General features: G+C 58.8%; 26 protein-coding genes. 23 read left to right on the top strand and 3 right to left on the bottom strand.

Annotated features, from left to right (window positions below; all coding sequences use genetic code 11):
• Positions 1 to 3: 3 nt before the first annotated feature.
• Positions 4 to 519 carry a DUF2062 domain-containing protein gene (locus RHM68_RS17975; RefSeq protein WP_322217346.1) on the bottom strand — a complete coding sequence of 172 codons (516 nt, stop codon included), beginning with the start codon at positions 517 to 519 and terminating at the stop codon, positions 4 to 6.
• Between the two features lie 135 nt (positions 520 to 654).
• Between RHM68_RS17975 and RHM68_RS17970 the strand changes: the two genes are divergently transcribed.
• From RHM68_RS17970 to RHM68_RS17915, 12 genes are all read left to right on the top strand, one after another.
• Positions 655 to 2,889 (top strand): ComEC/Rec2 family competence protein, encoded by a 2,235-nt coding sequence (locus tag RHM68_RS17970; RefSeq protein ID WP_322217343.1) that lies wholly within the window; start codon positions 655 to 657, stop codon positions 2,887 to 2,889.
• Positions 2,890 to 2,987: 98 nt separating this feature from the next.
• Positions 2,988 to 3,623 (top strand): MotA/TolQ/ExbB proton channel family protein, encoded by a 636-nt coding sequence (locus tag RHM68_RS17965; RefSeq protein WP_322217342.1) that lies wholly within the window; start codon positions 2,988 to 2,990, stop codon positions 3,621 to 3,623.
• The gene (locus RHM68_RS17960; protein ID WP_322217339.1) at positions 3,620 to 4,048 is read left to right on the top strand and encodes a biopolymer transporter ExbD; all 429 of its coding nucleotides are present in this window, start codon (positions 3,620 to 3,622) and stop codon (positions 4,046 to 4,048) included. The genes RHM68_RS17965 and RHM68_RS17960 overlap by 4 nt, the downstream gene beginning before the upstream one ends.
• Positions 4,048 to 5,058 carry a tetraacyldisaccharide 4'-kinase gene (lpxK, locus tag RHM68_RS17955; RefSeq protein WP_322217336.1) on the top strand — a complete coding sequence of 337 codons (1,011 nt, stop codon included), beginning with the start codon at positions 4,048 to 4,050 and terminating at the stop codon, positions 5,056 to 5,058. Before RHM68_RS17960 ends, lpxK begins: the two co-directional genes overlap by 1 nt.
• A gap of 24 nt (positions 5,059 to 5,082) precedes the next feature.
• On the top strand, positions 5,083 to 5,268 hold the full coding sequence (locus RHM68_RS17950; RefSeq protein WP_007945752.1) for a Trm112 family protein: 186 nt from the start codon (positions 5,083 to 5,085) through the stop codon (positions 5,266 to 5,268).
• Complete coding sequence (kdsB, locus tag RHM68_RS17945) at positions 5,265 to 6,029, top strand: 3-deoxy-manno-octulosonate cytidylyltransferase (RefSeq protein ID WP_322217327.1); 765 nt, start codon at positions 5,265 to 5,267, stop codon at positions 6,027 to 6,029. The genes RHM68_RS17950 and kdsB overlap by 4 nt, the downstream gene beginning before the upstream one ends.
• Positions 6,029 to 6,493: a low molecular weight protein-tyrosine-phosphatase gene (locus RHM68_RS17940; protein WP_322217323.1), complete on the top strand. Its 465-nt coding sequence runs from the start codon at positions 6,029 to 6,031 to the stop codon at positions 6,491 to 6,493. The genes kdsB and RHM68_RS17940 overlap by 1 nt, the downstream gene beginning before the upstream one ends.
• Positions 6,490 to 7,509: a UDP-N-acetylmuramate dehydrogenase gene (murB, locus tag RHM68_RS17935; RefSeq protein ID WP_322217320.1), complete on the top strand. Its 1,020-nt coding sequence runs from the start codon at positions 6,490 to 6,492 to the stop codon at positions 7,507 to 7,509. Before RHM68_RS17940 ends, murB begins: the two co-directional genes overlap by 4 nt.
• A 241-nt stretch (positions 7,510 to 7,750) precedes the next feature.
• The gene (locus RHM68_RS17930; RefSeq protein WP_322217319.1) at positions 7,751 to 8,221 is read left to right on the top strand and encodes a (2Fe-2S)-binding protein; all 471 of its coding nucleotides are present in this window, start codon (positions 7,751 to 7,753) and stop codon (positions 8,219 to 8,221) included.
• Positions 8,218 to 10,548: a xanthine dehydrogenase family protein molybdopterin-binding subunit gene (locus tag RHM68_RS17925; RefSeq protein ID WP_322217317.1), complete on the top strand. Its 2,331-nt coding sequence runs from the start codon at positions 8,218 to 8,220 to the stop codon at positions 10,546 to 10,548. The genes RHM68_RS17930 and RHM68_RS17925 overlap by 4 nt, the downstream gene beginning before the upstream one ends.
• Positions 10,548 to 11,531 (top strand): XdhC family protein, encoded by a 984-nt coding sequence (locus RHM68_RS17920; RefSeq protein WP_322217314.1) that lies wholly within the window; start codon positions 10,548 to 10,550, stop codon positions 11,529 to 11,531. The genes RHM68_RS17925 and RHM68_RS17920 overlap by 1 nt, the downstream gene beginning before the upstream one ends.
• Positions 11,528 to 12,118 (top strand): nucleotidyltransferase family protein, encoded by a 591-nt coding sequence (locus RHM68_RS17915; protein ID WP_322217311.1) that lies wholly within the window; start codon positions 11,528 to 11,530, stop codon positions 12,116 to 12,118. The genes RHM68_RS17920 and RHM68_RS17915 overlap by 4 nt, the downstream gene beginning before the upstream one ends.
• Positions 12,119 to 12,297: 179 nt before the next feature.
• Here the strand turns inward: RHM68_RS17915 and rne are convergent, their stop codons facing one another.
• Positions 12,298 to 15,546 (bottom strand): ribonuclease E, encoded by a 3,249-nt coding sequence (rne, locus tag RHM68_RS17910; protein WP_322217309.1) that lies wholly within the window; start codon positions 15,544 to 15,546, stop codon positions 12,298 to 12,300.
• 703 nt (positions 15,547 to 16,249) lie between these two features.
• On the opposite strand from rne, the gene rluC reads away from it, so the two are divergent.
• The 3 genes from rluC to sppA are packed head-to-tail and all read left to right on the top strand — an operon-like array spanning position 16,250 to position 18,872.
• On the top strand, positions 16,250 to 17,212 hold the full coding sequence (gene rluC / locus RHM68_RS17905) for a 23S rRNA pseudouridine(955/2504/2580) synthase RluC (RefSeq protein WP_322217306.1): 963 nt from the start codon (positions 16,250 to 16,252) through the stop codon (positions 17,210 to 17,212).
• A complete protein-coding gene (locus RHM68_RS17900; protein WP_322217303.1) occupies positions 17,199 to 17,858 on the top strand; it encodes an HAD-IA family hydrolase in 660 nt (219 codons plus the stop codon). The genes rluC and RHM68_RS17900 overlap by 14 nt, the downstream gene beginning before the upstream one ends.
• Before the next feature lie 24 nt (positions 17,859 to 17,882).
• On the top strand, positions 17,883 to 18,872 hold the full coding sequence (gene sppA / locus RHM68_RS17895; protein ID WP_322217299.1) for a signal peptide peptidase SppA: 990 nt from the start codon (positions 17,883 to 17,885) through the stop codon (positions 18,870 to 18,872).
• 46 nt (positions 18,873 to 18,918) lie between these two features.
• Here the strand turns inward: sppA and RHM68_RS17890 are convergent, their stop codons facing one another.
• Positions 18,919 to 19,497 carry a nucleoside triphosphate pyrophosphatase gene (locus RHM68_RS17890; protein WP_322217296.1) on the bottom strand — a complete coding sequence of 193 codons (579 nt, stop codon included), beginning with the start codon at positions 19,495 to 19,497 and terminating at the stop codon, positions 18,919 to 18,921.
• Positions 19,498 to 19,602: 105 nt separating this feature from the next.
• On the opposite strand from RHM68_RS17890, the gene RHM68_RS17885 reads away from it, so the two are divergent.
• The 8 genes from RHM68_RS17885 (at position 19,603) to pabC (ending at position 25,761) form a co-directional block, all read left to right on the top strand.
• Complete coding sequence (locus RHM68_RS17885) at positions 19,603 to 20,130, top strand: YceD family protein (RefSeq protein ID WP_322217292.1); 528 nt, start codon at positions 19,603 to 19,605, stop codon at positions 20,128 to 20,130.
• Between the two features lie 13 nt (positions 20,131 to 20,143).
• On the top strand, positions 20,144 to 20,326 hold the full coding sequence (gene rpmF / locus RHM68_RS17880) for a 50S ribosomal protein L32 (RefSeq protein ID WP_008152339.1): 183 nt from the start codon (positions 20,144 to 20,146) through the stop codon (positions 20,324 to 20,326).
• 4 nt (positions 20,327 to 20,330) lie between these two features.
• Positions 20,331 to 21,341, top strand: a complete 1,011-nt coding sequence (plsX, locus tag RHM68_RS17875) for a phosphate acyltransferase PlsX (RefSeq protein WP_322217289.1) — start codon at positions 20,331 to 20,333, stop codon at positions 21,339 to 21,341.
• Positions 21,342 to 21,466: 125 nt separating this feature from the next.
• The gene (fabD, locus tag RHM68_RS17870) at positions 21,467 to 22,405 is read left to right on the top strand and encodes an ACP S-malonyltransferase (RefSeq protein ID WP_322217286.1); all 939 of its coding nucleotides are present in this window, start codon (positions 21,467 to 21,469) and stop codon (positions 22,403 to 22,405) included.
• Positions 22,406 to 22,421: 16 nt separating this feature from the next.
• Positions 22,422 to 23,165, top strand: a complete 744-nt coding sequence (fabG, locus tag RHM68_RS17865; RefSeq protein WP_322217283.1) for a 3-oxoacyl-ACP reductase FabG — start codon at positions 22,422 to 22,424, stop codon at positions 23,163 to 23,165.
• Between the two features lie 191 nt (positions 23,166 to 23,356).
• Positions 23,357 to 23,593 (top strand): acyl carrier protein, encoded by a 237-nt coding sequence (acpP, locus tag RHM68_RS17860; protein ID WP_322217280.1) that lies wholly within the window; start codon positions 23,357 to 23,359, stop codon positions 23,591 to 23,593.
• A 108-nt stretch (positions 23,594 to 23,701) separates the two neighbouring features.
• Positions 23,702 to 24,946 (top strand): beta-ketoacyl-ACP synthase II, encoded by a 1,245-nt coding sequence (gene fabF / locus RHM68_RS17855; protein WP_322217277.1) that lies wholly within the window; start codon positions 23,702 to 23,704, stop codon positions 24,944 to 24,946.
• Complete coding sequence (gene pabC / locus RHM68_RS17850; RefSeq protein ID WP_322217274.1) at positions 24,946 to 25,761, top strand: aminodeoxychorismate lyase; 816 nt, start codon at positions 24,946 to 24,948, stop codon at positions 25,759 to 25,761. The genes fabF and pabC overlap by 1 nt, the downstream gene beginning before the upstream one ends.
• The last annotated feature ends 2 nt before the right edge of the window (positions 25,762 to 25,763 follow it).

The following is a 25,763-nucleotide window of genomic DNA, read 5'->3' as shown; positions in this document are numbered from 1 at the left end:
TTTCTACAGCCGTTTTTTTTTGCGCCGCTTCCACTGCCGGGCCACCCACCAGCGCCAATACATCATCACCACGCAGTAGGCGAGGGCGCCCAGTACCAGCCCCGTCACCACCGACCCCAGCAGAAACGGTTGCCACAGCGTCGAAAGTTCGCCACTGATCCACTCCCAGGTCAGCGTTTCTGGCAGTTGCCGGGTGGGCACGTCCATTAGCCAGGCCCCTGCCTGATACGTGCAAAAGAACACCGCCGGCATGGTGATCGGGTTGGTCAGCCAGACCAGACTCACGGCGATGGGCAGGTTGCCTCGAACCATAATGGCGAGGAAAGCCGCGACCAGCATCTGCAACGGAATGGGTAGAAACGCCGCGAACAGACCCACCGCCATGGCACGGGCGACAGAATGACGATTGAGGTGCCAGAGGTTAGGGTCATGCAGCAGGGTTCCGAGAAAGCGTAAGGATTTGTGTTCCCTGATGCTGGTCGGGTCTGGCATGTAACGTTTGAATAGGCGCCGGGGCATAAGGCTTCTCGGTCGGTTCAGGCGGCAAGTATGTCTGGATTCTATAAACCACCCATTCAGACTTTGTGACAATTAATAACGACACCTGTACGCAGAGAAGGCTATGCCTAGGAGGGGACTCTCAAGGACGGACTTATGCGCACAGGGATGGTCGCGCTGGGGCTGGGGCTTTTGGCGTTGTGTTTTTTACCGGCATTGCCGCCGACAGGTTTGTGGCTATTGATGCCCGTAGTGGGTTTGATGCTGCTGCCATTCAGGACTTATCCGTTAGCGTTTTTTTTGTTCGGCTTCAGTTGGGCGTGTGCGAGTGCGCAGTGGGCGGTGAATGATCGTTTGCACGCAGACCTCGATGGCGAGACTCGTTGGGTTGAGGGGCGAGTCATCGGGTTGCCGCAGAACAATGACGCGGTGGTGCGTTTCGAACTGGCCGACGCTCGGTCACGCCATGGCGCGTTGCCGTCGTTGATGCGTCTGGCGTGGTATGGCGGGCCGCCGGTCAACAGTGGCGAACGTTGGCGGTTGGCGGTGAAGTTGAAGCGTCCGGCGGGACTGCTCAACCCCCATGCCTTCGATTATGACGCCTGGCTGCTGGCGCAACGCGTCGGTGCTACCGGGACGGTCAAGGATGGCCAGCGTTTGAGTCAAGCCCAATGGGCCTGGCGCGACAGCGTCCGGCAGCGTTTGCTCAGCGTCGATGCTCAGGGGCGAACAGGCGCACTGGCCGCGTTGGTGCTCGGGGACGGTGCGGGGCTAAGTCGCGAGGACTGGCAGGTGCTGCAAGACACCGGGACGGTGCATCTGCTGGTTATTTCCGGACAGCACATCGGTTTGCTGGCCGGGATGGTTTACGTGCTAATTGCCGGGCTGGCTCGTTACGGCCTATGGCCGAAGCGTTTGCCCTGGCTCCCGTGGGCCTGTGGTCTGGCATTTTCGGCGGCGCTCGGTTACGGCCTGTTGGCCGGTTTCGAGACCCCGGTACGACGAGCCTGCGTGATGATCGGCCTGTTGCTGTTGTGGCGTTTGCGGTTTCGGCACCTGGGCGCCTGGTGGCCGTTGTTGCTGGCGCTCAATGGCGTGTTGCTGCTGGATCCGTTGGCGAGCCTGCTGCCGGGTTTCTGGTTGTCCTTCGCGGCGGTGGCCCTGCTGATTTTTACCTTCAGCGGTCGGCTGGGGCCCTGGCGCTGGTGGCAAACCTGGACCCGCGCGCAATGGCTGATGGCCCTCGGCTTGTTTCCGCTGTTAATGGTGCTGGGGCTTCCGGTCAGCCTCAGCGGTCCGTTGGCTAATCTGCTGGCGGTGCCCTGGATCAGTCTTACGGTACTGCCGCCCGCTTTGTTGGGGACGTTGCTGCTACCCATACCTTATGTCGGGGAAGGATTGCTGTGGTTGGCCGGGGGGCTGATCGATGTTCTGTTCAAAGGCCTCGCGTTAATGGCCGGTCAATTGCCTGCGTGGATGCCTGTGGCGATTCCTATTGGGGTGTGGGGGCTGGGTGCGCTGGGGGCCTTTCTTCTATTGCTCCCCAGTGGTACGCCGTTGCGCCCACTGGGTTGGCCGATGTTATTGCTACTGGTGTTCCCGCCCAGGGAACCGTTACCGGATGGATTGGCCGAGGTATGGCAGATGGACGTTGGCCAGGGGCTAGCGATTCTGGTGCGCACACGGCATCACACGCTGCTGTATGACACCGGCCCGCGTTTTGGTGATTTTGATCTGGGTGAGCGTGTCGTGTTGCCGTCTTTGCGCAAGCTGGGAGTGCAATCAATCGATCTGATGTTAGTCAGTCACGCCGATGCCGATCACGCTGGCGGCGCGCGGGCGGTCGCCAAGGGGCTGCCGGTGAAGCGAGTGCTCAGCGGTGATCCCCTGGCGTTGCCCATCGAGTTACACGCCAAGGCTTGCGAGAGTGGTGAGCAGTGGACCTGGGATGGGGTGAGGTTTGAACTTTGGCAATGGTCTTCAGCCACCGAAAGTAATCAGAAATCCTGTGTGCTACAGATCGATGCCAAGGGTGAGCGATTGTTATTGACCGGCGACATCGATACCAGCGCCGAACGCGCGCTGCTGGACAGTCCGCTGGCAGTCAGCACCGACTGGTTGCAGGCGCCGCACCACGGCAGTCGCAGTTCATCATCCGCCGCGCTGCTGAACGGGCTCCAGCCCAAAGCAGTGCTGATTTCCCGAGGTCATGGAAATGCCTTCGGGCATCCCCATCCGATGGTTATGGCGCGCTATCGCAAGCGAGGCATGCGCATCTACGACAGCGTCGAGCAGGGCGCCATCCAACTGCAATTGGGGACGTTCAAACCGCCCCGGACCCTGCGTCAACAACGACGTTTCTGGCGCGATACTCCTGCGCAAAACAAATAACCAGGAGTTATTACAGGCGGACGGGATACCACATCACGGTCTTCGGTGCGCCACCCCCCTATGTTAGAGTGGCGCACTTTTTCGAGGGGACTGTCACTGTGTGGGAATTGGTCAAATCCGGCGGCTGGATGATGCTGCCGATCATTCTGAGTTCCATCGCGGCCATGGCGATCGTCGCCGAACGTCTGTGGACCCTGCGCGCCAGTCGCGTGACCCCGGCGCACTTGCTCGGGCAAGTGTGGGTCTGGATCAAGGACAAACAACTTAATAAGGAAAAGCTCAAGGAACTGCGCGCCAACTCCCCGTTGGGCGAGATCCTGGCTGCGGGCCTGGCCAACTCCAAACATGGTCGCGAGATTATGAAGGAGTGCATCGAAGAGGCCGCTGCCCGCGTGATTCACGAACTTGAGCGCTATATCAACGCCTTGGGCACTATTGCCGCCATGGCCCCGTTGCTCGGTTTGCTGGGGACGGTGCTGGGCATGATCGATATTTTCAGTGCATTCATGGGCTCGGGCATGACCACCAATGCCGCGGTGCTCGCGGGGGGTATTTCCAAGGCGCTGATTACCACCGCTGCGGGCCTGATGGTGGGTATTCCGTCGGTGTTTTTTCACCGTTTCCTGCAACGCCGGATCGATGAGCTGGTGGTGGGTATGGAGCAGGAAGCGATCAAACTGGTCGAGGTGGTGCAGGGTGACCGTGACGTGGACCTGGCCGAGGGCAAAGCGTGAAATTCCGCCGCAAGCAACGGGAGAATGTGGACATCAACCTCGCGTCGCTGATCGACGTGGTGTTCATCCTGCTGCTGTTTTTCGTGGTTACCACCACGTTTACTCGTGAAACCCAGTTACGTGTTGATCTGCCGGAGGCGGTGAGTGGCTCGCCAGATGAAGATCAGCAGCTCAAGCAACTGGACATCGCCATCAGTGCTGAAGGGGTCTTTTCGGTTAACAACCAGTTGTTGCCGAAGAACGACCTCGCCAGTTTGATGGATGCGTTGCAGAAAGAGTCCAACGGAGACACTCATATGCCGTTGTCTATTAGTGCTGACGGCAAGACTCAGCACCAGGCAGTGATCACGGCGATGGACGCCGCCGGTAAGCTGGGGTTCAGCCACCTGCGCATGACCACTGTCGAGGCGGCGCCGGCGCACTGATGGCCATGTCTGATCGATTGCTCGCCGCCTGGTATGACGGTCATCCGGCCCTGAGACTGCTGCGGCCGCTTGAGTGGTTGTATCGGCGTGTTGTCACCGCCAAACGCAATCGCTTTTTAGCGGGGGAAGGCGAGATCTTTCAACCGTCGGTGCCGCTGATCGTCGTCGGCAACATCACCGTAGGCGGTACTGGCAAGACGCCGTTGATTCTGTGGATGATCCAGCACTGCCAGCGCCGCGGCTTGCGGGTTGGCGTGGTGAGCCGCGGTTATGGCGCCAAACCGCCGCAACTGCCATGGCGGGTCGAGGTCGATCAGAGCGCCGGGGTTGTCGGCGATGAGCCACTGCTGATCGTTCAGCGGACGGGCGTGCCCTTGATGATCGATCCTGAGCGCAGCCGTGCCGTCAAAGCGTTGCTGGCGAGCGAACCGCTGGACCTGATCCTGTCCGATGACGGCCTGCAGCATTACCGGCTGGCGCGGGACCTGGAGCTGGTGTTGATTGACGCAGCTCGTGGCCTGGGCAACAAACGTTGCTTGCCCGCCGGGCCTTTGCGTGAACCGCTCGAACGGCTGCAAAGCGTGGATGCGGTGTTGTTCAACGGCGCGAGTGCTGACCATGAGGGCGGTTTTTGTTTTGCACTGCAGCCCTCCGCATTGGTCAATCTGCAAAGCGGCGAGCGTCGTCCCCTCGACCACTTTGCCGTTGGACAAGCGCTGCACGCGGTCGCCGGGATCGGTAACCCACAGCGTTTCTTCACGACCCTCCAGACGCTACACTGGCAGCCGGTCCCGCATGCGTTTGCCGATCACGCCGAATACAGCGTTCAGGCCTTGAATTTCAAACCGTCATTGCCGTTGGTCATGACGGAAAAAGACGCGGTGAAGTGCCGTGCCTTCGCCGCCCCCGATTGGTGGTACCTGGCGGTTGATGCGGTGCCTTCGCCGGCCTTTGTGGCCTGGTTCGATACCCAGTTGATGCGCCTGTTGCCGGCTCGTCTTTTGCCTTAACTCAGTTTTATCCAGGGAATGCTCATGGACACCAAATTGCTCGATATTCTCGCTTGCCCGGTCTGCAAAGGTCCGCTCAAGCTCAGCGCCGACAAAACGGAGCTGATCAGCAAGGGCGCCGGCCTGGCCTACCCGATTCGCGATGGCATCCCGGTGATGCTCGAAACCGAAGCGCGTACCCTGACCACCGACGAGCGTCTGGATAAATGACCACAGCCTTTACCGTTGTCATTCCATCGCGTTACGCCTCTACCCGCCTGCCGGGCAAGCCACTGCTACTGATCGCGGGTAAGCCGATGATTCAGCACGTCTGGGAACAGGCCAGCAAAAGTAGCGCTAAGCGTGTGGTCGTCGCCACTGACGATGCGCGCATCGTCGAGGCCTGCAAGGGGTTTGGCGCCGAAGTGGTGCTGACCCGCGAAGACCATAATTCCGGCACCGACCGTTTGGCCGAGGTGGCCGCAAAACTTGGTCTGGCGCCCGACGCCATCGTGGTCAACGTCCAGGGCGACGAGCCGCTGATCCCGCCGAGCGTGATCGATCAAGTCGCTGCCAACCTGGCCGCCCACACCGAAGCAAGCATGGCCACGCTGGCTGAGCCGATCGAGGACGTGGAAACCTTGTTCAATCCCAACGTGGTCAAGGTCGTTAGCGACCTCAATGGTCTGGCGCTGACCTTCAGCCGTTCCACGTTGCCGTGGGCCCGCGATGCGTTCGCCAAGAACCGCGACCAGCTGCCGGAAGGCGTGCCGTACCGTCGCCACATTGGCATCTATGCCTACCGCGCCGGTTTTTTGCATGACTTCGTCAGCTGGGGCCCTTGCTGGCTGGAAAACACCGAATCTCTGGAACAGTTGCGTGCTCTGTGGCACGGCGTGCGGATTCACGTTGCCGACGCACTGATCGCCCCTCCAACCGGCGTCGATACCGTCGAAGACCTTGAGCGCGTTCGTCGCCTGCTGGAGGCCTGATGCGGGTTCTGTTCGTCTGCCTGGGTAATATTTGTCGCTCGCCCACGGCCGAAGGGGTGCTGCGACAGAAACTGCGTGACGCGGGGCTGGCCGATCAAATCGAAGTCGCTTCCGCCGGCACGGGTGACTGGCACGTGGGCAATGCGCCGGACAAGCGTAGCCAAGCGGCGGCCAAGCGGCGCGGTTACGATCTGTCCGCCCAGCGCGCCCAGCAAGTGAGTCGCGCCGATTTCGCGACCTATGATCTGATTTTAGCGATGGATAACAGCAACCTGCGCCACCTCAAGGGTTTGCAGCCTGCTCAGGGTAAGGCTGAGCTGGACTTGTTCCTGCGCCGCTACGAGTCGGAACTCGATGAAGTGCCGGACCCTTACCACGACGGTGATCAGGGTTTTGAGCACGTGCTGGATTTGATCGAACGCGCCAGTGACCTGCTGGTGATCGAGTTGAAGGGACGGTTATGAGTTTGCACATACAACCGGGAGTCTCCCTAAAACCGTTCAACAGTTTTGGTGTTGACGTTTTTGCGCAGCTGTTTGCCGAAGCCCACAGCGATGCGCAAGTGCGCGAAGCGCTGGCTTATGCCGTCACGAACGCGTTGCCGTTGTTGGTGATTGGCGGCGGCAGCAACTTGCTGCTGACCGCGGATATTCAGGCGCTGGTGCTGCGGATGGCGACACGCGGTATTCGTCTGTTGAGCGATGACGGCAGCCATGTCGTGATTGAAGCTGAGGCGGGGGAGTCTTGGCATCCGTTTGTGCAACACACCCTGGCCCAAGGCTTGGCAGGCCTGGAAAATCTTAGCCTGATTCCCGGGACGGTCGGTGCGGCGCCGATGCAGAACATTGGGGCTTATGGCGTGGAGATCAAAGATGTGTTCGCGGGCCTCACTGCGCTGGATCGGCAGAGCGGTGCGCTACGTGATTTCACCTTACAAGAATGCAATTTTTCCTACCGCGACAGCCTGTTCAAACAGGAGCCGGGGCGCTGGTTGATTCTGCGGGTACGTTTCAATCTCCATCGGACCGCGCACCTTCATCTGGAATACGGCCCTGTGCGTCAGCGTCTTAGCGAACAAGGCATCGACCACCCGACGCCCGGTGATGTCAGCCAGGCGATTTGCAGTATTCGCCGTGAAAAACTGCCTGATCCGTCGGTGCTCGGCAACGCCGGCAGCTTTTTCAAGAACCCTTTGGTGTCTGCAGCGCGGGTTGCGCAGCTCAAAGTGCAATACCCCGATCTGGTGGCTTACGCGCAACCTGACGGGCAAATGAAACTGGCCGCCGGTTGGCTGATCGAACGTGCCGGTTGGAAAGGTTTTCGTGACGGCGACGCCGGCGTTCATACGTTGCAGGCGCTGGTATTGGTCAACTACGGCGCCGCGACGGGCCTACAGTTGCTGAACCTGGCGCAGCGCATTCAGAAAGACATTTCACAACGATTCAATGTGGATCTGGAAATGGAGCCTAATCGTTATTGAAGCTAAGTCTTAAGGCTGACTTAAAAGCCCTGCACATCTTCAATTGTGCAGGGCTTTTTTGTTAATGCTGGGTTAACTTAGCTGCCTAACGATGCAAACATTTGCACCATCGAAGGCCCGATACAGACGTTGTTGTCTGTGTAAGAGAGCCCATTAGCCTGAGCCGATCTGCATTAACCCTCCGCCAATTCCGGTGGCAGATTGCTCGACCCCTACTCTAAATACCTGTGCGGGCGTGCCCATGATTACCCTGAAACTCAACGGTCAAGACCATCAACTCGACGTCACGTCAGACATGCCGCTGCTCTGGGCAATCCGCGACGTGGCAGGTTACAACGGCACTAAATTCGGATGCGGCATGGGCCTATGTGGCGCCTGCACCATCCATATCGACGGTTTGCCTGCACGCAGTTGCATCACGCCCATCGGCTCGGTGGTCGGTAAAAACGTCAACACCATCGACAACTTGCACGCTGATCCGGTGGGTCAAATCGTCCAGCAAGCTTGGCTCGACACCGCCGTGGCACAGTGTGGTTTCTGTCAGGGCGGGCAAATCATGTCCGCCACTGCACTGCTCAAAATCAATCCCAACCCCAGCGATGAGCAAATAGAAGAAGCGATGGTCGGCAATATTTGCCGTTGTGGCACCTACAACCGCATCAAGACTGCAATCCGCCAAGCCTCCACCCACCTGACGGAGGCCAAGGCATGAGCCAATTACCGAATGATTTCGCCCTGAGCAACTTGAGTAATCCCGGTCGTCGCGGGTTCCTCAAAGGCGTCGGAGCCACCGGTGCGCTGGTGCTCGCCGCAAGTTGGGGTTGGCAGGATGTGTTCGCCGAAGACAAACCCAAGAAATTCGGCGCCGATGGCATGCCCAACGGCTGGATCGACGATCCGAAGGTTTACATCAGCATCGCCGCCGACGGCACGGTGACCGTGGTGTGCAACCGTTCTGAAATGGGCCAGGGCATACGCACCAGCCTGAGCATGGTGGTGGCCGATGAACTGGACGCCGATTGGGCGCTGGTCAAAGTGCAACAGGCGCCGGGTGATGAAGTGCGCTTCGGCAACCAAGACACCGACGGCTCGCGCAGCATGCGCCATTGGTACGAACCGATGCGCCGCTGCGGTGCTGCCGCGCGAACCCTGCTCGAACAAGCTGCCGCTGACCAATGGAAAGTGCCGCTTGGCGAATGCCATGCGCAACTGCACAAGGTCATTCACCAGCCCACTGGTCGTGAACTGGGTTACGGCGCGTTAGCCGCCGCTGCCGGCGCGCTGCCGGTGCCGGCCCGTGAAAGTCTGCGGCTCAAGCAACCGTCAGAGTTCCGCTACATCGGCAAGGAAGGTGTGCGCGCGGTCGACGGTGCCGACATCGTCAATGGACGCGCAGTCTTCGGTGCCGATGTCCATTTCGACGGCATGCTCTACGCCACCATTGCCAGGCCAGCGGTCTATGGCGGCAAGGTCAAATCCTTTGATGACAGTGCGGCGATGAAAGTCCCCGGTGTGATCAAGGTCTTACAGATCGAAAGCCGTCCGCTGCCCTCGGAGTTTCAACCGCTGGGCGGTGTAGCCGTAGTGGCCAGCAACACTTGGGCCGCGATCAAGGGCCGCGAAGCGCTGAACATCGAATGGGATGACGGCGCTAACGCCCGCTACGATTCGCTTGCCTACCGCAAAGAGTTGGAAGCCGCCGCTCTCAAGCCAGGCAAAGTGGTGCGCAACACCGGTGATATCGACAAGGCCCTTAGCAGCGCTGGCAGCACGCTCGAGGCGTCATACTATTTGCCGCATCTGGCTCAGTCGCCGATGGAGCCGATGGTTGCCATTGCTCGCTTCAAGGACGGCGTGTGCGAAGCGTGGGCGCCAAGCCAGGCTCCGCAAGTTACTCGCGAACGAATCAGCGAGCGCCTCGGTTTACCGTTCGATAACGTCACCGTCAACGTCACTTTGCTGGGCGGCGGTTTCGGGCGTAAATCCAAGCCGGATTTCATCATCGAAGCGGCCATTCTTGCCAAAGAATTCCCCGGCAAGGCCGTGCGCGTGCAGTGGACCCGTGAAGACGACATCCACTGCTCTTATTTTCACACCGTGTCCGCCGAGTATCTGAAGGCCAGCCTGAACAAGGACGGCATGCCGTCCGGCTGGTTGCACCGTACCGTTGCGCCGAGTATCACTGCGTTGTTTGCTCCGGGCATGAACCACGAAGCCGCGTTTGAGCTGGGTATGGGCTTCACCAACATGGCCTACGCGATTCCCAACGTGCGCCTGGAAAATCCGCAAGCGACGGTCCACACCCGGGTCGGCTGGTATCGCTCGGTGTCGAACATTCCTCATGGTTTCGCCATTCAGACCTTCGTCGATGAGTTGGCTCATAAGGCCGGTCAGGATCCGCTCAAGTATCAGATCAAACTGCTCGGCCCGGACCGTCAGATTGATCCTCGCACCTTGAGTGAAGAGTGGAACTACGGCGAGTCTCCCGAGCGCTATCCGATCGATACCGCTCGCATGCGCACCGTGCTGGAAACCGCCGCCAAGGCTGCCGGGTGGGGCCGCAAGTTACCCAAGGGGCGAGGCTTGGGGCTGGCGGTGCATTACAGCTTCGTCACCTATGTGGCAGCGGTGATCGAAGTCGAAGTCAAAGACGACGGCACGTTGATCGTACACAAGGCTGATATCGCTGTGGATTGCGGCCCGCAGATCAATCCCGAACGTATCCGCTCGCAGTTCGAAGGCGCCTGTGTGATGGGGATCGGTAACGCGGTACTTGGAGAGATCAGCTTCAAGGATGGCAAAGTCCAGCAGGACAATTTCCACATGTACGAAGTGGCGCGCATGTCTCTGGCACCAAAAGAGGTCGCTGTGCATCTGGTCACGCCGCCGGGCACTGTGCCGTTGGGCGGTGTCGGTGAACCGGGTGTGCCGCCGATTGCGCCAGCGTTGTGCAACGCGATCTTCGCTGCCACCGGCAAACGTATTCGCAGCCTGCCAGTTCGCTATCAGTTGCAGGGTTGGCAGAAGGCGGAGGCCTGATGGACAGCGTCGATCTGAACGTCCTGCGCAGCGTGCTTGAATGGCGCCGTGCCGGTCAGCGAGTGGTGTTGTACAGCGTGGTTCAGACCTGGGGGACCGCGCCTCGGGCGCCGGGTGCCATGTTGGCCTTGCGTGAAGACGGCGTGGTGATTGGCTCTGTATCGGGTGGCTGTGTCGAGGATGATCTGATTGCGCGGCTGCACGATGGGCGTATTCCAGTCGATGGGCCGCCCGTGCAATTGATCACTTACGGTGTCACTCGTGAGGAGGCGGCGCGGTTCGGTCTGCCGTGTGGTGGCACGTTGCGCCTGACCGAGGAGCGTGTCGGCGATCCGGAGTGGGTGGCTGAGTTGCTGGCGCGCTGTGAGGCGCATGAAATCGTCGCGAGGTCGCTGGATCTTGCCACCGGTCACGTGGTTTTGCAGCCATCAAACAAGACCGACACGCTGAGTTTTGATGGCGAAACGTTGCGCGCCATTTACGGTCCACGCTGGCGCTTGCTGTTGATCGGCGCCGGGCAGCTTTCCCGTTATGTCGCTGAAATGGCCCGGTTGCTGGATTTTGAAGTGCTGATCTGCGACCCGCGTACTGAGTTCGTTTACGGCTGGGAAGAGCAGCATGGCCGTTTCGTTTCAGGCATGCCGGACGAGGCGGTGCTGAATATCCAAACCGACGAACGCACGGCCATCGTCGCCTTGACTCACGACCCACGCTTGGATGACATGGCGCTGCTCACGGCGCTGGACTCCAAGGCGTTTTATGTCGGGGCACTGGGGTCGCGGGTCAACAGCCTGAAGCGTCGGGACAACCTGGCTCAATTGGGCTTGTCGCAACAGGCCATCGACCGGCTGCATGGTCCGATCGGTCTGCACATCGGTAGCCACACCCCGGCGGAGATTGCGTTGTCGCTGTTGGCGGAAATCGTAGCGATCAAGAATGGCGTTGAACTGAAGCAGAAAAAGCCGTTATCGGTGGCCCAATGAGTGAGGCCATTGGCATCGTCGTGCTGGCGGCGGGGCAGGGCAGTCGGTTTCGGCAGGTGGCGGGTGCCGAAAAGGACAAGTTACTGGCCGACTGTAACGGTCGCGACAGTGGTGTGCGGTCGGTCATCGAGCAGGTGCTGTTTGGTTTGCCGTCGTCCTTTGAGCGGCGCGTACTGGTCACTACCGAGGATCGCCTGCAAGTGATTCGCATGGCCCAGGCGTATGGATACGAAGTCGTGCTGATTGAGTCCACGGGCATGGGCGACACCATTGCGGCAGGTGTTGCCGCGTGTTCGCAGCTTGATGGCTGGCTGATTGTGCTGGGGGACATGCCGTTCATTCTGCCGTCGAGTATCGAGCGGGTGGCGGCTGGGATTGCGGACGATTGCATCAGCGTGCCGGTGTACCAGGGCGAATGTGGGCATCCAGTTGGGTTCGGACGCAGCTTTGGCCCTGGGTTGATGGGGTTGTCGGGTGATCGTGGGGCCAAGCCCTTGTTCGCTCAGTCGAGGGTGGTCAAGGTGACGCTGGACGATCCTGGCGTTTTGTGGGACGTAGATGTGCCTGAGGCGTTGATCTTTAAGTAGGCGTTGTTGGACGATTTCTGATTGCGAGCACGTTGTTCCTGGATTGGCATTGTTGGCCGGCGCTATACCTCTTGGAAGCTTGCTCTAGAGTGAAGGCAATTCGGTCTATGGGATAAACAGACAGACATAAAAAGGCCCCGCCTGGATCACCAGGCGGGGCTTTTTATTAGCCGATGGAATCAGACGAGGGGTTTAGGCTCGTGCTCTTTTTCCAGGGCTTGCTCATGTTGCTCTACCTCTTCCTGAACGGAGCGTGGTGCTTCGTGAATCACCGCGTCAGCCGGTTCGGCAGTGACTTCGGCCGCGGGGGCAGGTGCTGCCTCGACCACTTCAGCGACGGCCGCTGCTGGCTCGACAGCAGCAGGTGCCGCGGCGGCAGCCAGTGCAGCTTCCTTCGCTTCGCGCTGGCGACGACGTACTTCACGCGGGTCGTTCGGCGCACGGCCATTTTCGGTCAAGGCACTGACCGGGGCGGCTTCGACGACTGGCGCAATCACTTCGGCTGCAACCGGTGCTTCAACCACCGGAGCTGGCTCAGCAGCAACAACGGGTTCGGCGATGATCGCTGGCGCCACCGGAGTTTCAACAACCGTAGCTTCAACGACTGGCGCTGGTGCTTCGATCACTGGCTCGGCGGCGGCTGGCTCGGCAACCCAGTTGAACGCGGTTTGCTCTTCACGCACTTCGCGCACAGTTTCAGTCACTGTTTCGCTAACAGTTTCTACAACCGGTTCGGCGACAATCATTGGCTCAGCGACGACAGCAGGCTCTGCAACAGCTTGAACTTCAGGCTGTGCTTCACGAACCGGCGCCACTTCAACTTCGGGAGCGGCTGGAGCTTCTACCGGAGTAGTTGCTTCAACAACTGGCGCTTCTACCGGGGCAGTTTCCTGCACGGCAGCGGTGGCGCGTTCGGCCTGCTCGTGAGCCTGGGCTTCAGCCGGTGCGCTGATCACGGTGCTGGCAACGGCTGCTGTTACAGCCAGGCCAGCGGCCAGATCGGCAGCGCTTGGCGCTTCGTTGCTTTCGCTGGCTTCGCCTTCGGCGGATTCGGATTCTTCCGAACCTTCGATCACGTTGCCGTTGGCATCACGTTGACGCTCGCGACGGTTGCTGCGACGACGCTGGCCACGGGAGCGGCGGCGTGGACGATCGCCTTCGGCGTTGTCCTGGCCATCGTCCTGCAACTGCTCTTCGTTGGTGGTCAGCTCTTCTTCTTCTGTTACGGCAGCAGCGGCTTGTTCGGCACGCGGTTGACGTTCTTCACGCGGTGCGCGTGGTGCGCGTTCTTCGCGTGGCTGGCGTGCTGGACGCTCTTCAGCGGCGGCGACAGCAGTCGCAGCAACTGGAGCAGCCGGAGCATCCAGTGGTTCGCGCAATTCACGAACCGGACGCTCTTCGCGATCGCCACGTGGTTTGCGATCTTCACGTGGAGCGCGCGGCGCACGTTCTTCACGAGAGGCGCGTGGAGCGCGCTCTTCGCGAGCAACGACTGGAGTGCTGGTCTCTTCACGGGCTTCGCGTGGTTGGCGCTCTTCGCGTGGTGCGCGTTCTTCACGCGGAGCACGTTCCTCGCGAGGCTTGCGTTCTTCATCGCGGCGACCATTACGGTTGCGGCTCTGTTGACGACCATTACGACGCTCTTCGTTACGGGCCGGACGCTCTGTGGCTGGCTTCTCAACAACAACCGGCGCGACAGGCTCTTCCTTGGTAGCGAACAGGCTGACCAGCGACTTCACCAGGCCTTTGAACAGGCTAGGCTCTGGCACGGCAGCCGGTGCAGCAACCGGGGCAGGCGCGGCAACTTCGGTCGGAACCGGAGCATTGGCACGTACCGGCGCAGTCTTGACCGCAGCTTCCTGGCGAACCAGGGTACGGGTCGCGGCGGCTGGCTGGACTTCTTCTACTTCAGCGGCAGCGGCAGCGATTTCGTAGCTGGACTGATTGACGTGCGCTTCCGGGCTGTCATCGCGCAGACGCTGAACTTCGAAGTGCGGCGTTTCGAGGTGATCGTTCGGCAGGATGACGATGCGGGCGCGAGTGCGCAGTTCGATCTTGGTGATCGAGTTGCGTTTTTCGTTAAGCAAGAATGCAGCGACCGGGATCGGCACTTGGGCGCGCACTTCGGCGGTGCGGTCTTTCAGTGCTTCTTCTTCAATCAAGCGCAGAATCGCCAGAGACAGCGATTCAACGTCACGGATAATGCCGGTGCCGTTGCAGCGCGGGCAAACGATGCCGCTGCTTTCGCCGAGCGATGGACGCAGACGCTGACGCGACATTTCCAGAAGGCCGAAGCGCGAGATGCGACCGACTTGCACGCGAGCGCGGTCGGCCTCCAGGCATTCGCGGACTTTCTCTTCCACGGCGCGCTGGTTTTTGGCAGGGGTCATGTCGATGAAGTCGATGACGATCAGGCCGCCGATGTCGCGCAGGCGCAACTGACGGGCGATTTCTTCGGCAGCTTCAAGGTTGGTCTGCAGGGCGGTTTCTTCGATGTCGCTGCCTTTGGTAGCGCGCGCCGAGTTGATGTCGATGGACACCAGTGCTTCGGTTGGATCGATAACGATGGAACCACCGGAAGGCAGTTCGACGACGCGCTGGAAGGCGGTCTCAATCTGGCTTTCGATCTGGAAACGGTTGAACAGCGGAACGCTGTCTTCGTACAGCTTGATCTTGCTGGCGTACTGCGGCATTACCTGGCGAATGAAGGTCAGGGCTTCGTCCTGGGCTTCAACGCTGTCGATCAACACTTCGCCAATGTCCTGGCGCAGGTAATCGCGGATAGCGCGGATGATCACGTTGCTTTCCTGGTAGATCAGGAATGGCGCGGAACGGTCCAGCGAAGCTTCTTTGATCGCGGTCCAGAGCTGCAGCAGGTAGTCGAGGTCCCATTGCATTTCTTCGCTGCTGCGGCCAAGGCCGGCAGTGCGGACGATCAGGCCCATGTCGGCTGGTGCTACCAGACCATTCAGGGCTTCACGCAACTCATTGCGCTCTTCGCCTTCAATGCGACGGGAGATGCCGCCGGCACGCGGGTTGTTCGGCATCAGGACGAGGTAACGACCGGCCAGGCTGATGAAGGTGGTCAGGGCTGCGCCCTTGTTGCCACGTTCTTCTTTTTCTACCTGAACAATGACTTCCTGGCCTTCGGTCAAGACGTCCTTAATGTTCACGCGGCCTTCAGGGGCTTTCTTGAAGTATTCGCGGGAGATTTCTTTGAGGGGCAGGAAGCCGTGGCGCTCAGAGCCGAAATCGACAAAGGCAGCCTCAAGGCTTGGTTCGATGCGAGTAATCCGGCCTTTATAGATGTTGGCCTTCTTCTGCTCGCGTGCACCGGATTCGATGTCCAGGTCGTAGAGGCGTTGGCCATCTACCAGTGCAACACGCAACTCTTCGGGTTGAGTTGCGTTAATCAGCATTCTTTTCATGTAGTACCGTCGGTTTCCGGGCTGCCGGAAACGGCGTTCGGCACACACGACTTCTCACGGTCGGTGTCAGGTGCGTCAGGAGTGTGGTTGGACACTCCAGTGTCTAGCGAGGTCCGGCCAATGTGGGCCGGCATCGCGACGTACGCGTCCTGCTTGCTGTGGCTACTTAAGCACTCAGTCAGGAGGAGGAATCAACCAGCGGCTGTGGACGAGATGAAGCGTCTTGATAAAGCCTATTGCTACACAGTCCAGCGGTTGTGCATCTCCACCCTACACGTATCCCTGATAATTCGGGTGCTGCCGCGCGCAGAATCCGCAGCGGGTTGGCATTTACCGTGAACTCCGAAAGGGGAGGTCACGCATCATGGCTAATTTAGGCGTTGTTTCCGAAGCGTTCGCTCGGGGTCATTCGCAGCTGACTGCACTTTGTGAACTGGCCATGAATATTGGCTCGCAAGGCGAGTGAAAACTCTGCTTTGCCGCTTGATTCAGGCCTCATGTCACCTGCGCTCGTTACACCTGCAAACTCCACCGTTACGTAGCGAAAGCCCCGTAGGACGGCCTCGCGTCCTGGTGAATTGCGTTGGTCAGGGCCGGTTTTTGACCGTTAGTCCGCTGTCCAGGCCGCTTTTGGCGGGTTTCGCGACTATAGCAGCAATGATTAAGTGCTTCAATTCCATAAAAAATTGTTATCATCCGCGCCATGACGACTACAGCCCCTCCGACCCCAGCCGTACAACTGCTGGAGGTCTCGCCGGAATATGCCGGCCAGCGCATTGATAACTTCCTTCTCGCCCGGCTCAAGGGTGTGCCCAAGACCTTGATTTACCGCATTTTGCGCAAGGGCGAAGTGCGCGTTAACAAGGGACGGATCAAACCCGAATATAAGCTGCAAGCGGGCGATATCGTGCGCGTGCCGCCGGTTCGCGTGCCTGAGCGCGACGAGCCTGTGCCGTTGGCGCAGGGTCTTTTGCAGCGCCTCGAAGCCTCGATTGTCTTCGAAGACAAAGCGCTGATTGTGATCAACAAACCTTGCGGAATTGCGGTTCATGGTGGCAGTGGCTTGACCTACGGCGTGATCGAAGCTTTTCGTCAGTTGCGTCCAGATTGCAAAGAGCTCGAACTGGTTCACCGCCTCGACCGTGATACTTCCGGCCTTCTGATGATTGCCAAAAAGCGCAGTATGTTGCGTCATTTGCACACGGCGTTGCGTGGCGATGGCATCGATAAGCGTTATATGGCGTTGGTGCGCGGTAACTGGGCGGCGTCAATAAAACAAGTTCGTGCGCCGCTGGGCAAGAGCAATCTGCGCTCTGGCGAGCGCATGGTTGAGGTCGACGAGGAAGAGGGTAAGGAGTCTGTGACCGTGTTTAAGGTCCTGCGGCGCTTCGGCGACTTTGCCACCCTGATCGAAGCCAAGCCGATCACCGGACGGACTCACCAGATTCGCGTTCACACGCTGCACGCTGGGCACTGTATTGCTGGCGACACCAAGTATGGCGATGACGATTTCAGCAAGGAAATTCGTGACTTGGGCGGAAAGCGTTTGTTCTTGCACGCCTACATGCTGACCGTGCCGCTGCCTGATGGTGGAGAGTTGAAGTTGCAGGCGCCGGTGGATGATATGTGGGCTAAAACCGTGGAGCGCCTGAGTGCACCCATCTGAATACAAATTGCTGATCTTTGACTGGGACGGCACGCTGGCTGACTCCATTGGCCGGATTGTCGAGGCCATGCACGTTGCGTCCCAGCGTTCCGGGTTTCAGTTGTGCGATGATTTTGCAGTCAAAGGCATTATCGGGCTGGGGTTGCCGGAGGCGATCCGCACGTTGTACCCGCAGATCAGTCACGCTGAGCTGGTCAGGTTCCGTGAACACTACGCCGATCACTACATTGCGTCCGAGGCGGTGCCTTCCCCGCTGTTTGAGGGTGTTGTCGAGTCGATGGCGGCGTTTCGTGCTGACGGTTATCACCTGGCGGTCGCGACCGGCAAAGCGCGTCGTGGGCTGGACCGGGTGTTGAAGGCGCACGGTTGGGAAAATTATTTTGATATCACCTGTGCTGCTGATGAAACTGCCAGTAAACCTGACCCTCTTATGCTTGAGCAGATTCTGGCGCATTGCGATGTGCGTCCGGAGCACGCGCTGATGGTTGGGGATTCGTCCTTCGATCTACAGATGGCGCGCAACGCTGGCATGGATTCTGTGGCGGTCAGCTATGGCGCCCAATCTATAGAGGCGCTGAAGTTGTTCGAGCCGCGACTGTCGATTGATCGTTTTTCAGAATTGCGCGCCTGGCTACGTCAGGCTTAATACGTTTTTGCTGGGGTGGATGGTATGACCGACGAATGGAAAGCGCCTGCCAAGGCAAGCGCTGAAGGCGGTGACGAGAAGAGCTGGAAGCTGCTGGAAAAAACGCTGCTGGCTGGCGTGCAGGAGCAGCGCCGCTCACGTCGCTGGGGGATTTTCTTCAAGCTGCTGACGTTTGTGTACCTGTTTGTCGCGTTGGTGATGTTTACGCCGCTGATGGACATGGAAAAAAGCGCCACTCGCGGTTCCGGCTATACCGCGCTGATCAACGTGACCGGTGTGATTGCCGATAAAGAGTCGGCGAGCGCCGACAATATCGTTGGCAGTCTGCGTTCGGCTTTCGAAGATACCAAGGTCAAGGGCGTGATTCTGCGCATCAACAGCCCGGGTGGCAGTCCGGTGCAGTCGGGTTATGTGTATGACGAGATTGTTCGTTTGCGCGCTCTGCACCCTCAGGTCAAGGTTTATGCGGTGATTTCCGATCTGGGCGCTTCTGGTGCTTATTACATTGCGAGTGCGGCAGACCAAATCTACGCCGACAAGGCCAGCCTGGTGGGTTCGATTGGTGTGACGGCGGCCGGTTACGGGTTTGTCGGGACCATGGAGAAGCTAGGGGTTGAGCGTCGCACCTACACCTCGGGCGAGCACAAGTCGTTCCTTGATCCGTTTCAGCCGCAGAAGCCTGATGAAACTCAATTCTGGCAGGGTGTGCTTGATACCACCCACCAGCAATTCATTAATAGCGTGAAGAAGGGGCGTGGCGATCGCCTCAAGGATAAGGAACATCCTGAGTTGTTCTCCGGGTTGGTCTGGTCGGGTGAGCAGGCCTTGCCGCTCGGCTTGATCGACGGTCTGGGTAATGCCAGTTCAGTCGCTCGTGATGTGATTGGCGAAAAAGAATTGGTCGACTTTACTGTTCAGGAATCAACGTTCGATCGCTTCTCGAAAAAGCTTGGCGCGAGTGTGGCTGAGCAGTTGGCGATGTGGATGGGTTTTCAGGGGCCAGCATTGCGCTGACTTGCCGGAGGCTTTAGAGAACCGGCCTTTGTGCCGGTTTTTCCGTTTAAGGGATTTGCACGCCTTCGGCCAGTAGCATGTCGATCAGTCGAATTAGCGGCAGGCCGATCAGGGCGGTGGCGTCAGGGCCCTCTGTGCGTTGAAACAGGCTCACCCCCAAACCTTCGGCTTTGAAGCTGCCAGCGCAGTCGTAGGGCGTTTCGGTGCGCAGGTAGCGTTCGATGTGAGCGGTGTCGAGTGCGCGCATGTGTACCGTGAAAGGTACGCAGTCGACTTGGCAGTGGCCGGTCTGGCTATTCAGTAGTGCAAGGCCGGTCAGGAAAGTCACGCTGGTGCCGCTTGATGCGAGCAATTGCTCGCGGGCGTTTTCGAAGGTGTGAGGTTTGCCGATAATCCTGTCGCCGAGCACCGCAACTTGATCCGATCCGATGATCAGATGGGCGGGATGGCTATCGGCAAGTGCCTTGGCTTTTTCTTGGGCGAGGCGTTTTACCAGATCAATGGCCGACTCGCCGGGGCGATGACTTTCGTCGATATCGGGTGAGCTGTACGTGAACGACAGCTGTAGGCGAGCCAGTAATTGGCGGCGATATACCGAGCTTGAAGCGAGTAATAAGGGCAGCATGCGCAACTCCAAAAGGCAGGCTCGAATTCTAGCGGGGCTTCCAAGTGGCGCACAGGGCTGAATTTCCTTTGACATGGCTGGGTGCATCCCTATAATGCTGCGCCTATGTTGAATGACCCGATTCCACCTCACGTTGACCCGCGCAAATTGGCTGATCGCGGCACCACCCTTCAAGGGGAAGTGCTCCTGGCCGATTTGAAGAGACTCTGCGACCCGCTTTCCGACACTGTCGGTACGGTGCAGGCTAAATTCGTTTTTGAACGAGATGAACGTAAATCTGTGGTCATCCACAGCTTTATCGACACCGAGGTCAAAATGGTTTGCCAGCGTTGTCTTGAGCTGGTCACCCTGCCGATCCACAGCGAATGCAGTTATGCTGTGGTGAAAGAGGGTGCGAATACCCAGTCGTTGCCGAAAGGTTATGACGTGCTGGAACTGGGCGAAGATCCTTTGGATCTGCAGTCACTGATCGAGGAGGAGCTTTTGCTTGCCTTGCCCATTGTGCCTGCTCATCATCCGGAAGAATGCCAGCAGCCGGCGGGTCTCGATGAGCCCGAACCGAGCGAGAACGAGATAACGCGGTCCAACCCGTTCAGTGTATTGGCGCAGTTAAAGCGTGACCCAAACGTTTAGGAGTTAATCAATTATGGCTGTTCAGCAGAACAAAAAATCCCGCTCTGCCCGTGACATGCGTCGTTCGCACGACGCCCTTACGGCTAGCACTCTGTCTGTAGAAAAAACCACAGGTGAAATTCACCTGCGTCACCACGTATCGCCAGAAGGCGTATACCGTGGTCGCAAAGTGATCGATAAAGGCGCTGACGAGTAATTACTTGTCCGCTTCGATCATCGCGATTGACGCAATGGGCGGGGACTTCGGTCCCCGCAACATTGTTCAGGCCAGCCTCGCTTGTCTGTCTGCTACGCCCTCGTTGCATCTGACCCTTGTCGGTCAACCCTCTCTATTAGAAGAATTGCTCTATGGCCAATCGGCTGTGGATCGTGCTCGGCTGTCGATTGTGCCGGCGACCGAAGTTATTACCATGGACGAAAAACCAGCCCAGGCTTTGCGTGGCAAGCCTGATTCGTCGATGCGCGTTGCGCTTGAGCTGCTGCGTGACGGTAAGGTCCAGGCCTGTGTCAGTGCGGGTAATACCGGTGCGTTGATGGCGTTGTCGAGGTTTGTGCTCAAAACCTTGCCGGGTATCGATAGGCCGGCGATGGTTGCGGCTATTCCAACCCAGACGGGTTATTGCCAGTTGCTCGACCTGGGCGCCAATGTCGATTGCAGTGCCGAGCATCTGTTGCAGTTCGCAATCATGGGCTCGGTGGCGGCGGAAACCCTGGGCATTGTTCGTCCCCGTGTGGCGCTGTTGAACATCGGCACTGAAGACATCAAGGGCAATCAGCAGGTCAAGCTGGCTGCAACCTTGTTGCAAAGTGCCCGTGGTATTAACTACATCGGTTTTGTCGAAGGTGACGGTCTGTACCGTGGTGAGGCGGATGTGGTGGTGTGTGACGGCTTTGTCGGTAACATTCTGCTCAAGTCCAGCGAGGGGCTGGCGACCATGATTGCCGGGCGCATCGAAGCCTTGTTCAAGAAAAACCTCGCTTCGCGCGTGGTTGGCGCGCTGGCGCTGCCAATGATGAGGCGCCTCCAGGCGGATCTGGCGCCGGCGCGACACAACGGCGCAAGCTTTTTAGGTTTGCAAGGCATCGTGGTGAAAAGTCATGGTTCCGCTGGCGTTCAAGGTTTCCAGAGTGCGATTTCGCGAGCCCTGATCGAGATCCAGGAAAACCTCCCGCAGCGGCTTCACGGTCGTCTGGAGGATTTGTTGCCTTAGGCGTTTTCGTCGGACAATGCTTAAATGTGACCGCTCAGTTCAATTGGCCATCCAACTGTCAGTTTCTTGCGTCCCCAAGGCGGGACGTCAATTCACCGACGACAAGATCATTAGGGGCTTGTTACATGTCTGCTTCCCTCGCATTCGTCTTTCCAGGACAGGGTTCGCAGTCCCTCGGCATGCTGGCCGAGTTGGGCGCGCAACATCCGGTGGTCCTCGAAACATTTAAAGAAGCTTCCGATGCTCTGGGTTACGACCTTTGGGCGTTGACCCAGCAAGGGCCGGAAGAGCAACTCAACCAAACCGATAAAACCCAGCCTGCCATTCTGACCGCCTCGATCGCCCTGTGGCGTCTGTGGCTGGCCGAAGGTGGTGCGCGTCCGGCTTATGTTGCCGGTCACAGTCTGGGCGAATACAGCGCCTTGGTTGCGGCGGGCAGCCTGAGTCTTGGCGACGCGGTGAAACTGGTAGAGCGTCGTGGTCAGTTGATGCAGGAAGCCGTTCCGGCGGGGCAGGGCGGCATGGCCGCTATCCTCGGTCTGGACGATGCTGACGTCCTGGCCGCCTGTGCTGAGGCAGCGCAAGGCGAGGTGGTCAGTGCGGTCAATTTCAACTCTCCGGGCCAAGTCGTTATCGCGGGTGCCAAGGCGGCGGTCGAGCGTGCCATTGAGGGCTGCAAAGCGCGAGGTGCCAAGCGCGCCATGCCCTTGCCGGTCAGCGTTCCATCTCACTGTGAGTTGATGCGTCCTGCTGCGGAGCGTTTTGCCGATTCAATCGCTGCCATTAACTGGCAAGCGCCGCAGATTCCAGTCGTGCAAAACGTCAGTGCTGGCGTGCCGGCGGACTTGGAAACCCTCAAGCGCGATCTGCTTGAGCAACTCTATAAGCCTGTGCGCTGGGTCGAATCTGTTCAGGTTCTCGCGGCCAAGGGCGCGACGCAATTGGTCGAGTGTGGCCCAGGCAAAGTCCTGGCCGGTCTGAACAAGCGCTGCGCCGAAGGCGTGTCGACTTCCAATCTTAATACCCCAGACGCTTTCGCTGCCGCCCGCGCAGCGTTGGCCTGAACCAGGAGAAGCTTGCATGAGTCTGCAAGGTAAAGTTGCATTGGTCACCGGCGCGAGCCGTGGCATCGGCCAGGCTATTGCTCTGGAGCTGGGTCGTCAGGGCGCCATCGTTATTGGCACCGCTACCTCTGCCTCAGGTGCCGAGAAAATCGCCGCTACCCTGAAAGAACAGGGTATCGAAGGCACGGGGCTGGAACTCAATGTCACGAGTGACGAGTCCGTGGCAGCGGTGTTGGCGAGCATCCAGGCACAATTCGGGGCGCCGGCGATCCTGGTCAACAATGCCGGTATCACCCGCGATAACCTGATGATGCGCATGAAAGATGACGAATGGCATGATGTCGTCGATACCAACTTGAACAGTCTGTTCCGCCTGTCCAAGGGTGTTTTGCGTGGTATGACCAAGGCCCGTTGGGGACGAATTATCAGTATTGGCTCGGTAGTGGGTGCCATGGGCAACGCAGGCCAAGTAAACTACGCCGCCGCCAAGGCCGGCCTGGAAGGTTTCAGCCGTGCATTGGCGCGTGAGGTCGGTTCGCGTTCCATTACGGTAAACTCGGTGGCCCCAGGGTTCATCGACACCGATATGACCCGCGAACTGCCCGAGGCGCAGCGTGAAGCCTTGCAAACGCAGATTCCGCTGGGCCGTCTGGGGCAAGCTCAAGAGATCGCATCGGTGGTCGCTTTTCTTGCATCCGACGGTGCGGCATACGTTACTGGGGCTACAATCCCGGTAAACGGCGGGATGTACATGAGTTAAATGTGACGGATCGCTTCAAAAAAATGTCATACGAGCTGTCTAAAATCCGTTATAAAGCTGCAATCTATTTATAGGCAGAGGGTCGCAGGGTTTGAGGAGTGAAGCTTTCAGTTGAAAAGCTGAAAAGTCTTTCTATACACTTACCCACCGGCCAGCTGCCTGAATTTGTCCATTAGGAGTGAAAACAAGGTATGAGCACCATCGAAGAGCGCGTCAAGAAAATCGTTGCTGAGCAACTGGGTGTTAAAGACGAAGAAGTGGTTAACACTGCTTCCTTCGTTGAAGACCTAGGTGCCGACTCCCTTGACACCGTTGAGCTGGTGATGGCTCTGGAAGAGGAATTCGAGACCGAAATCCCTGACGAAGAAGCTGAGAAGATCACTACTGTACAAGCTGCAATCGATTACGTTACTAACCACCAGGCTTAATAGCTTGTAATCGTTGCTTGCTGTCATGGAAAAACCGCACTGCCATCATGGCGTGCGGTTTTTTCTTTAGGTCTGATGCAAAATCGTCATTTGAAAAAGGAGAGTGCTGTGTCGCGTAGACGCGTCGTAGTCACCGGTATGGGTATGTTGTCGCCACTGGGCACGGATGTGCCGAGCAGTTGGCAGGGCATTCTGGCTGGCCGCAGTGGCATTGGTCTGATCGAACACACCGACCTTTCTGCCTATTCCACCCGTTTTGGCGGCTCGGTAAAGGGCTTCAATGTCGAGGAATACCTGTCGGTCAAGGAGGCTCGAAAGCTCGACCTGTTTATTCAATACGGTCTGGCCGCAGGGTTTCAGGCGGTGCGTAATTCCGGTCTGGAAGTCACTGACGCCAACCGTGAGCGCATTGGCGTGGCGATGGGGTCGGGTATTGGCGGTTTGACCAATATCGAGGAAACCGCCCGCACGCTGCATGATTCTGGCCCCCGTCGAATTTCACCGTTCTTCGTGCCTGGCTCGATCATCAATATGATTTCCGGTTTCCTGTCCATCCACTTGGGGGCACAGGGACCTAACTACGCCATCTCCACCGCGTGTACCACCGGTACGCACTGTATTGGCATGGCAGCCCGCAACATCATGTACGACGAAGCTGACGTAATGATTGCCGGCGGCGCCGAGATGGCGGCTTGCGGTTTGGGCATGGGGGGCTTTGGTGCCTCCCGCGCGTTGTCTACCCGTAACGACGAGCCCACCCGCGCCAGCCGTCCGTGGGACAAGGGGCGTGATGGTTTTGTACTCTCCGACGGCGCTGGTGCGCTGGTGCTCGAAGAGCTGGAGCATGCCAAGGCTCGCGGCGCGACTATTTACGCCGAGCTGATTGGTTTCGGCACCAGTGGCGATGCCTACCACATGACGTCGCCACCGGCCGATGGTGCCGGTGCTGCGCGCTGCATCACCAATGCTTTGCGCGACGCCAGGATCAATGGCGATCAAGTCCAATACGTCAATGCTCACGGTACATCGACCTCGGCGGGTGACCTCGCCGAATCCTGTGCAATCAAGTCGGTGTTTGGTGATCACGCTTACAAGCTGGCGGTCAGTTCGACGAAGTCAATGACCGGCCACCTGTTGGGTGCGGCGGGCGCGGTCGAGGCTATCTTCAGTGTGCTGGCGATCAACAGTCAGGTTGCTCCCGCGACCATCAATCTGGATGAGCCGGACGAAGGTTGCGACCTCGACTTCGTGCCGCATACCGCGCGCAACATGGCTATTGATGTGGTGTTGTCCAACTCCTTCGGGTTTGGCGGAACCAACGGCTCGCTGGTGTTTCGTCGGTTCGCAGGCTGATGGACAGCTGGGTCGACGGTCAGCCAGCCGACGCTTTGTCGCTGAAGGATCGCGGCCTGGCTTACGGTGATGGTCTGTTCGAGACGATTGCTGTGCGCGACGGTTCTCCAGTGCTGCTGGAGCGTCATTTGCAGCGCTTGGCGTTAGGCTGCAAACGATTGGCGATCAATGTCGATTGGGTGGCGTTAGGCGCTGAGCTGCAGGCCTATGCCCAAAATATGGGTGCAGGGGTGCTCAAACTTATCGTCACTCGCGGCGATAGTCTGCGCGGTTACGCGCCCGACCCATCGGCGGCGGCCCGACGCATTTTTATCGGTAATCCCCCTGCGCTTTATCCTCCTGACAACGCTGAGCAAGGCGTGCGCCTTTTCCCTTGTGCGACACGGCTTTCCCATCAGCCATTGCTTGCGGGCCTCAAGCATCTGAATCGTCTGGAGCAGGTCATCGCACGCTCCGAATGGCGGGATTGCGATCATGCCGAAGGTTTGATGCTGGATCAGGCCGGGCGCGTCATCGAGGGCGTTTACAGTAATTTATTCCTGGTGCGCAACGGTGTGCTGACCACCGCCGATCTCAAGCGCTGCGGTGTGGCTGGTGTCATGCGCGCTGAATTATTGTTTCAAGCCGAGTCATCGGGAATTACCACGCAAATCACCGACATTACCCTTGAACAGCTGCAATGGGCCGATGAAGTTTTTGTTTGCAACAGCGTGTATGGCGTTTGGCCGGTGCGCGCCTATGCAGCACTGAGCTGGCCGGTTGGCCCGCTCACCCGTAAACTCCAAGTCATTGCCCGCGCGCTACTGGATGCTTGATA

It is taken from the genome of Pseudomonas sp. DC1.2, assembly GCF_034351645.1.
Classification (GTDB): domain Bacteria; phylum Pseudomonadota; class Gammaproteobacteria; order Pseudomonadales; family Pseudomonadaceae; genus Aquipseudomonas.
This window is presented reverse-complemented; position numbering and strand designations above follow the sequence as displayed.

Coding starts and splice junctions, on each gene's coding strand:
- RHM68_RS17885 (WP_322217292.1), top strand. CDS start 19,603: ATGTTGAATGACCCGATTCCACCTCACGTTGACCCGCGCAAATTGGCT.
- fabG (WP_322217283.1), top strand. CDS start 22,422: ATGAGTCTGCAAGGTAAAGTTGCATTGGTCACCGGCGCGAGCCGTGGC.
- RHM68_RS17975 (WP_322217346.1), bottom strand. CDS start 519: ATGCCCCGGCGCCTATTCAAACGTTACATGCCAGACCCGACCAGCATC.
- fabD (WP_322217286.1), top strand. CDS start 21,467: ATGTCTGCTTCCCTCGCATTCGTCTTTCCAGGACAGGGTTCGCAGTCC.
- RHM68_RS17920 (WP_322217314.1), top strand. CDS start 10,548: ATGGACAGCGTCGATCTGAACGTCCTGCGCAGCGTGCTTGAATGGCGC.
- RHM68_RS17970 (WP_322217343.1), top strand. CDS start 655: ATGCGCACAGGGATGGTCGCGCTGGGGCTGGGGCTTTTGGCGTTGTGT.
- murB (WP_322217320.1), top strand. CDS start 6,490: ATGAGTTTGCACATACAACCGGGAGTCTCCCTAAAACCGTTCAACAGT.
- acpP (WP_322217280.1), top strand. CDS start 23,357: ATGAGCACCATCGAAGAGCGCGTCAAGAAAATCGTTGCTGAGCAACTG.
- kdsB (WP_322217327.1), top strand. CDS start 5,265: ATGACCACAGCCTTTACCGTTGTCATTCCATCGCGTTACGCCTCTACC.
- RHM68_RS17930 (WP_322217319.1), top strand. CDS start 7,751: ATGATTACCCTGAAACTCAACGGTCAAGACCATCAACTCGACGTCACG.
- rne (WP_322217309.1), bottom strand. CDS start 15,546: ATGAAAAGAATGCTGATTAACGCAACTCAACCCGAAGAGTTGCGTGTT.
- sppA (WP_322217299.1), top strand. CDS start 17,883: ATGACCGACGAATGGAAAGCGCCTGCCAAGGCAAGCGCTGAAGGCGGT.
- RHM68_RS17940 (WP_322217323.1), top strand. CDS start 6,029: ATGCGGGTTCTGTTCGTCTGCCTGGGTAATATTTGTCGCTCGCCCACG.
- pabC (WP_322217274.1), top strand. CDS start 24,946: ATGGACAGCTGGGTCGACGGTCAGCCAGCCGACGCTTTGTCGCTGAAG.
- lpxK (WP_322217336.1), top strand. CDS start 4,048: ATGGCCATGTCTGATCGATTGCTCGCCGCCTGGTATGACGGTCATCCG.
- RHM68_RS17950 (WP_007945752.1), top strand. CDS start 5,083: ATGGACACCAAATTGCTCGATATTCTCGCTTGCCCGGTCTGCAAAGGT.
- rluC (WP_322217306.1), top strand. CDS start 16,250: ATGACGACTACAGCCCCTCCGACCCCAGCCGTACAACTGCTGGAGGTC.
- RHM68_RS17925 (WP_322217317.1), top strand. CDS start 8,218: ATGAGCCAATTACCGAATGATTTCGCCCTGAGCAACTTGAGTAATCCC.
- RHM68_RS17890 (WP_322217296.1), bottom strand. CDS start 19,497: ATGCTGCCCTTATTACTCGCTTCAAGCTCGGTATATCGCCGCCAATTA.
- rpmF (WP_008152339.1), top strand. CDS start 20,144: ATGGCTGTTCAGCAGAACAAAAAATCCCGCTCTGCCCGTGACATGCGT.
- RHM68_RS17915 (WP_322217311.1), top strand. CDS start 11,528: ATGAGTGAGGCCATTGGCATCGTCGTGCTGGCGGCGGGGCAGGGCAGT.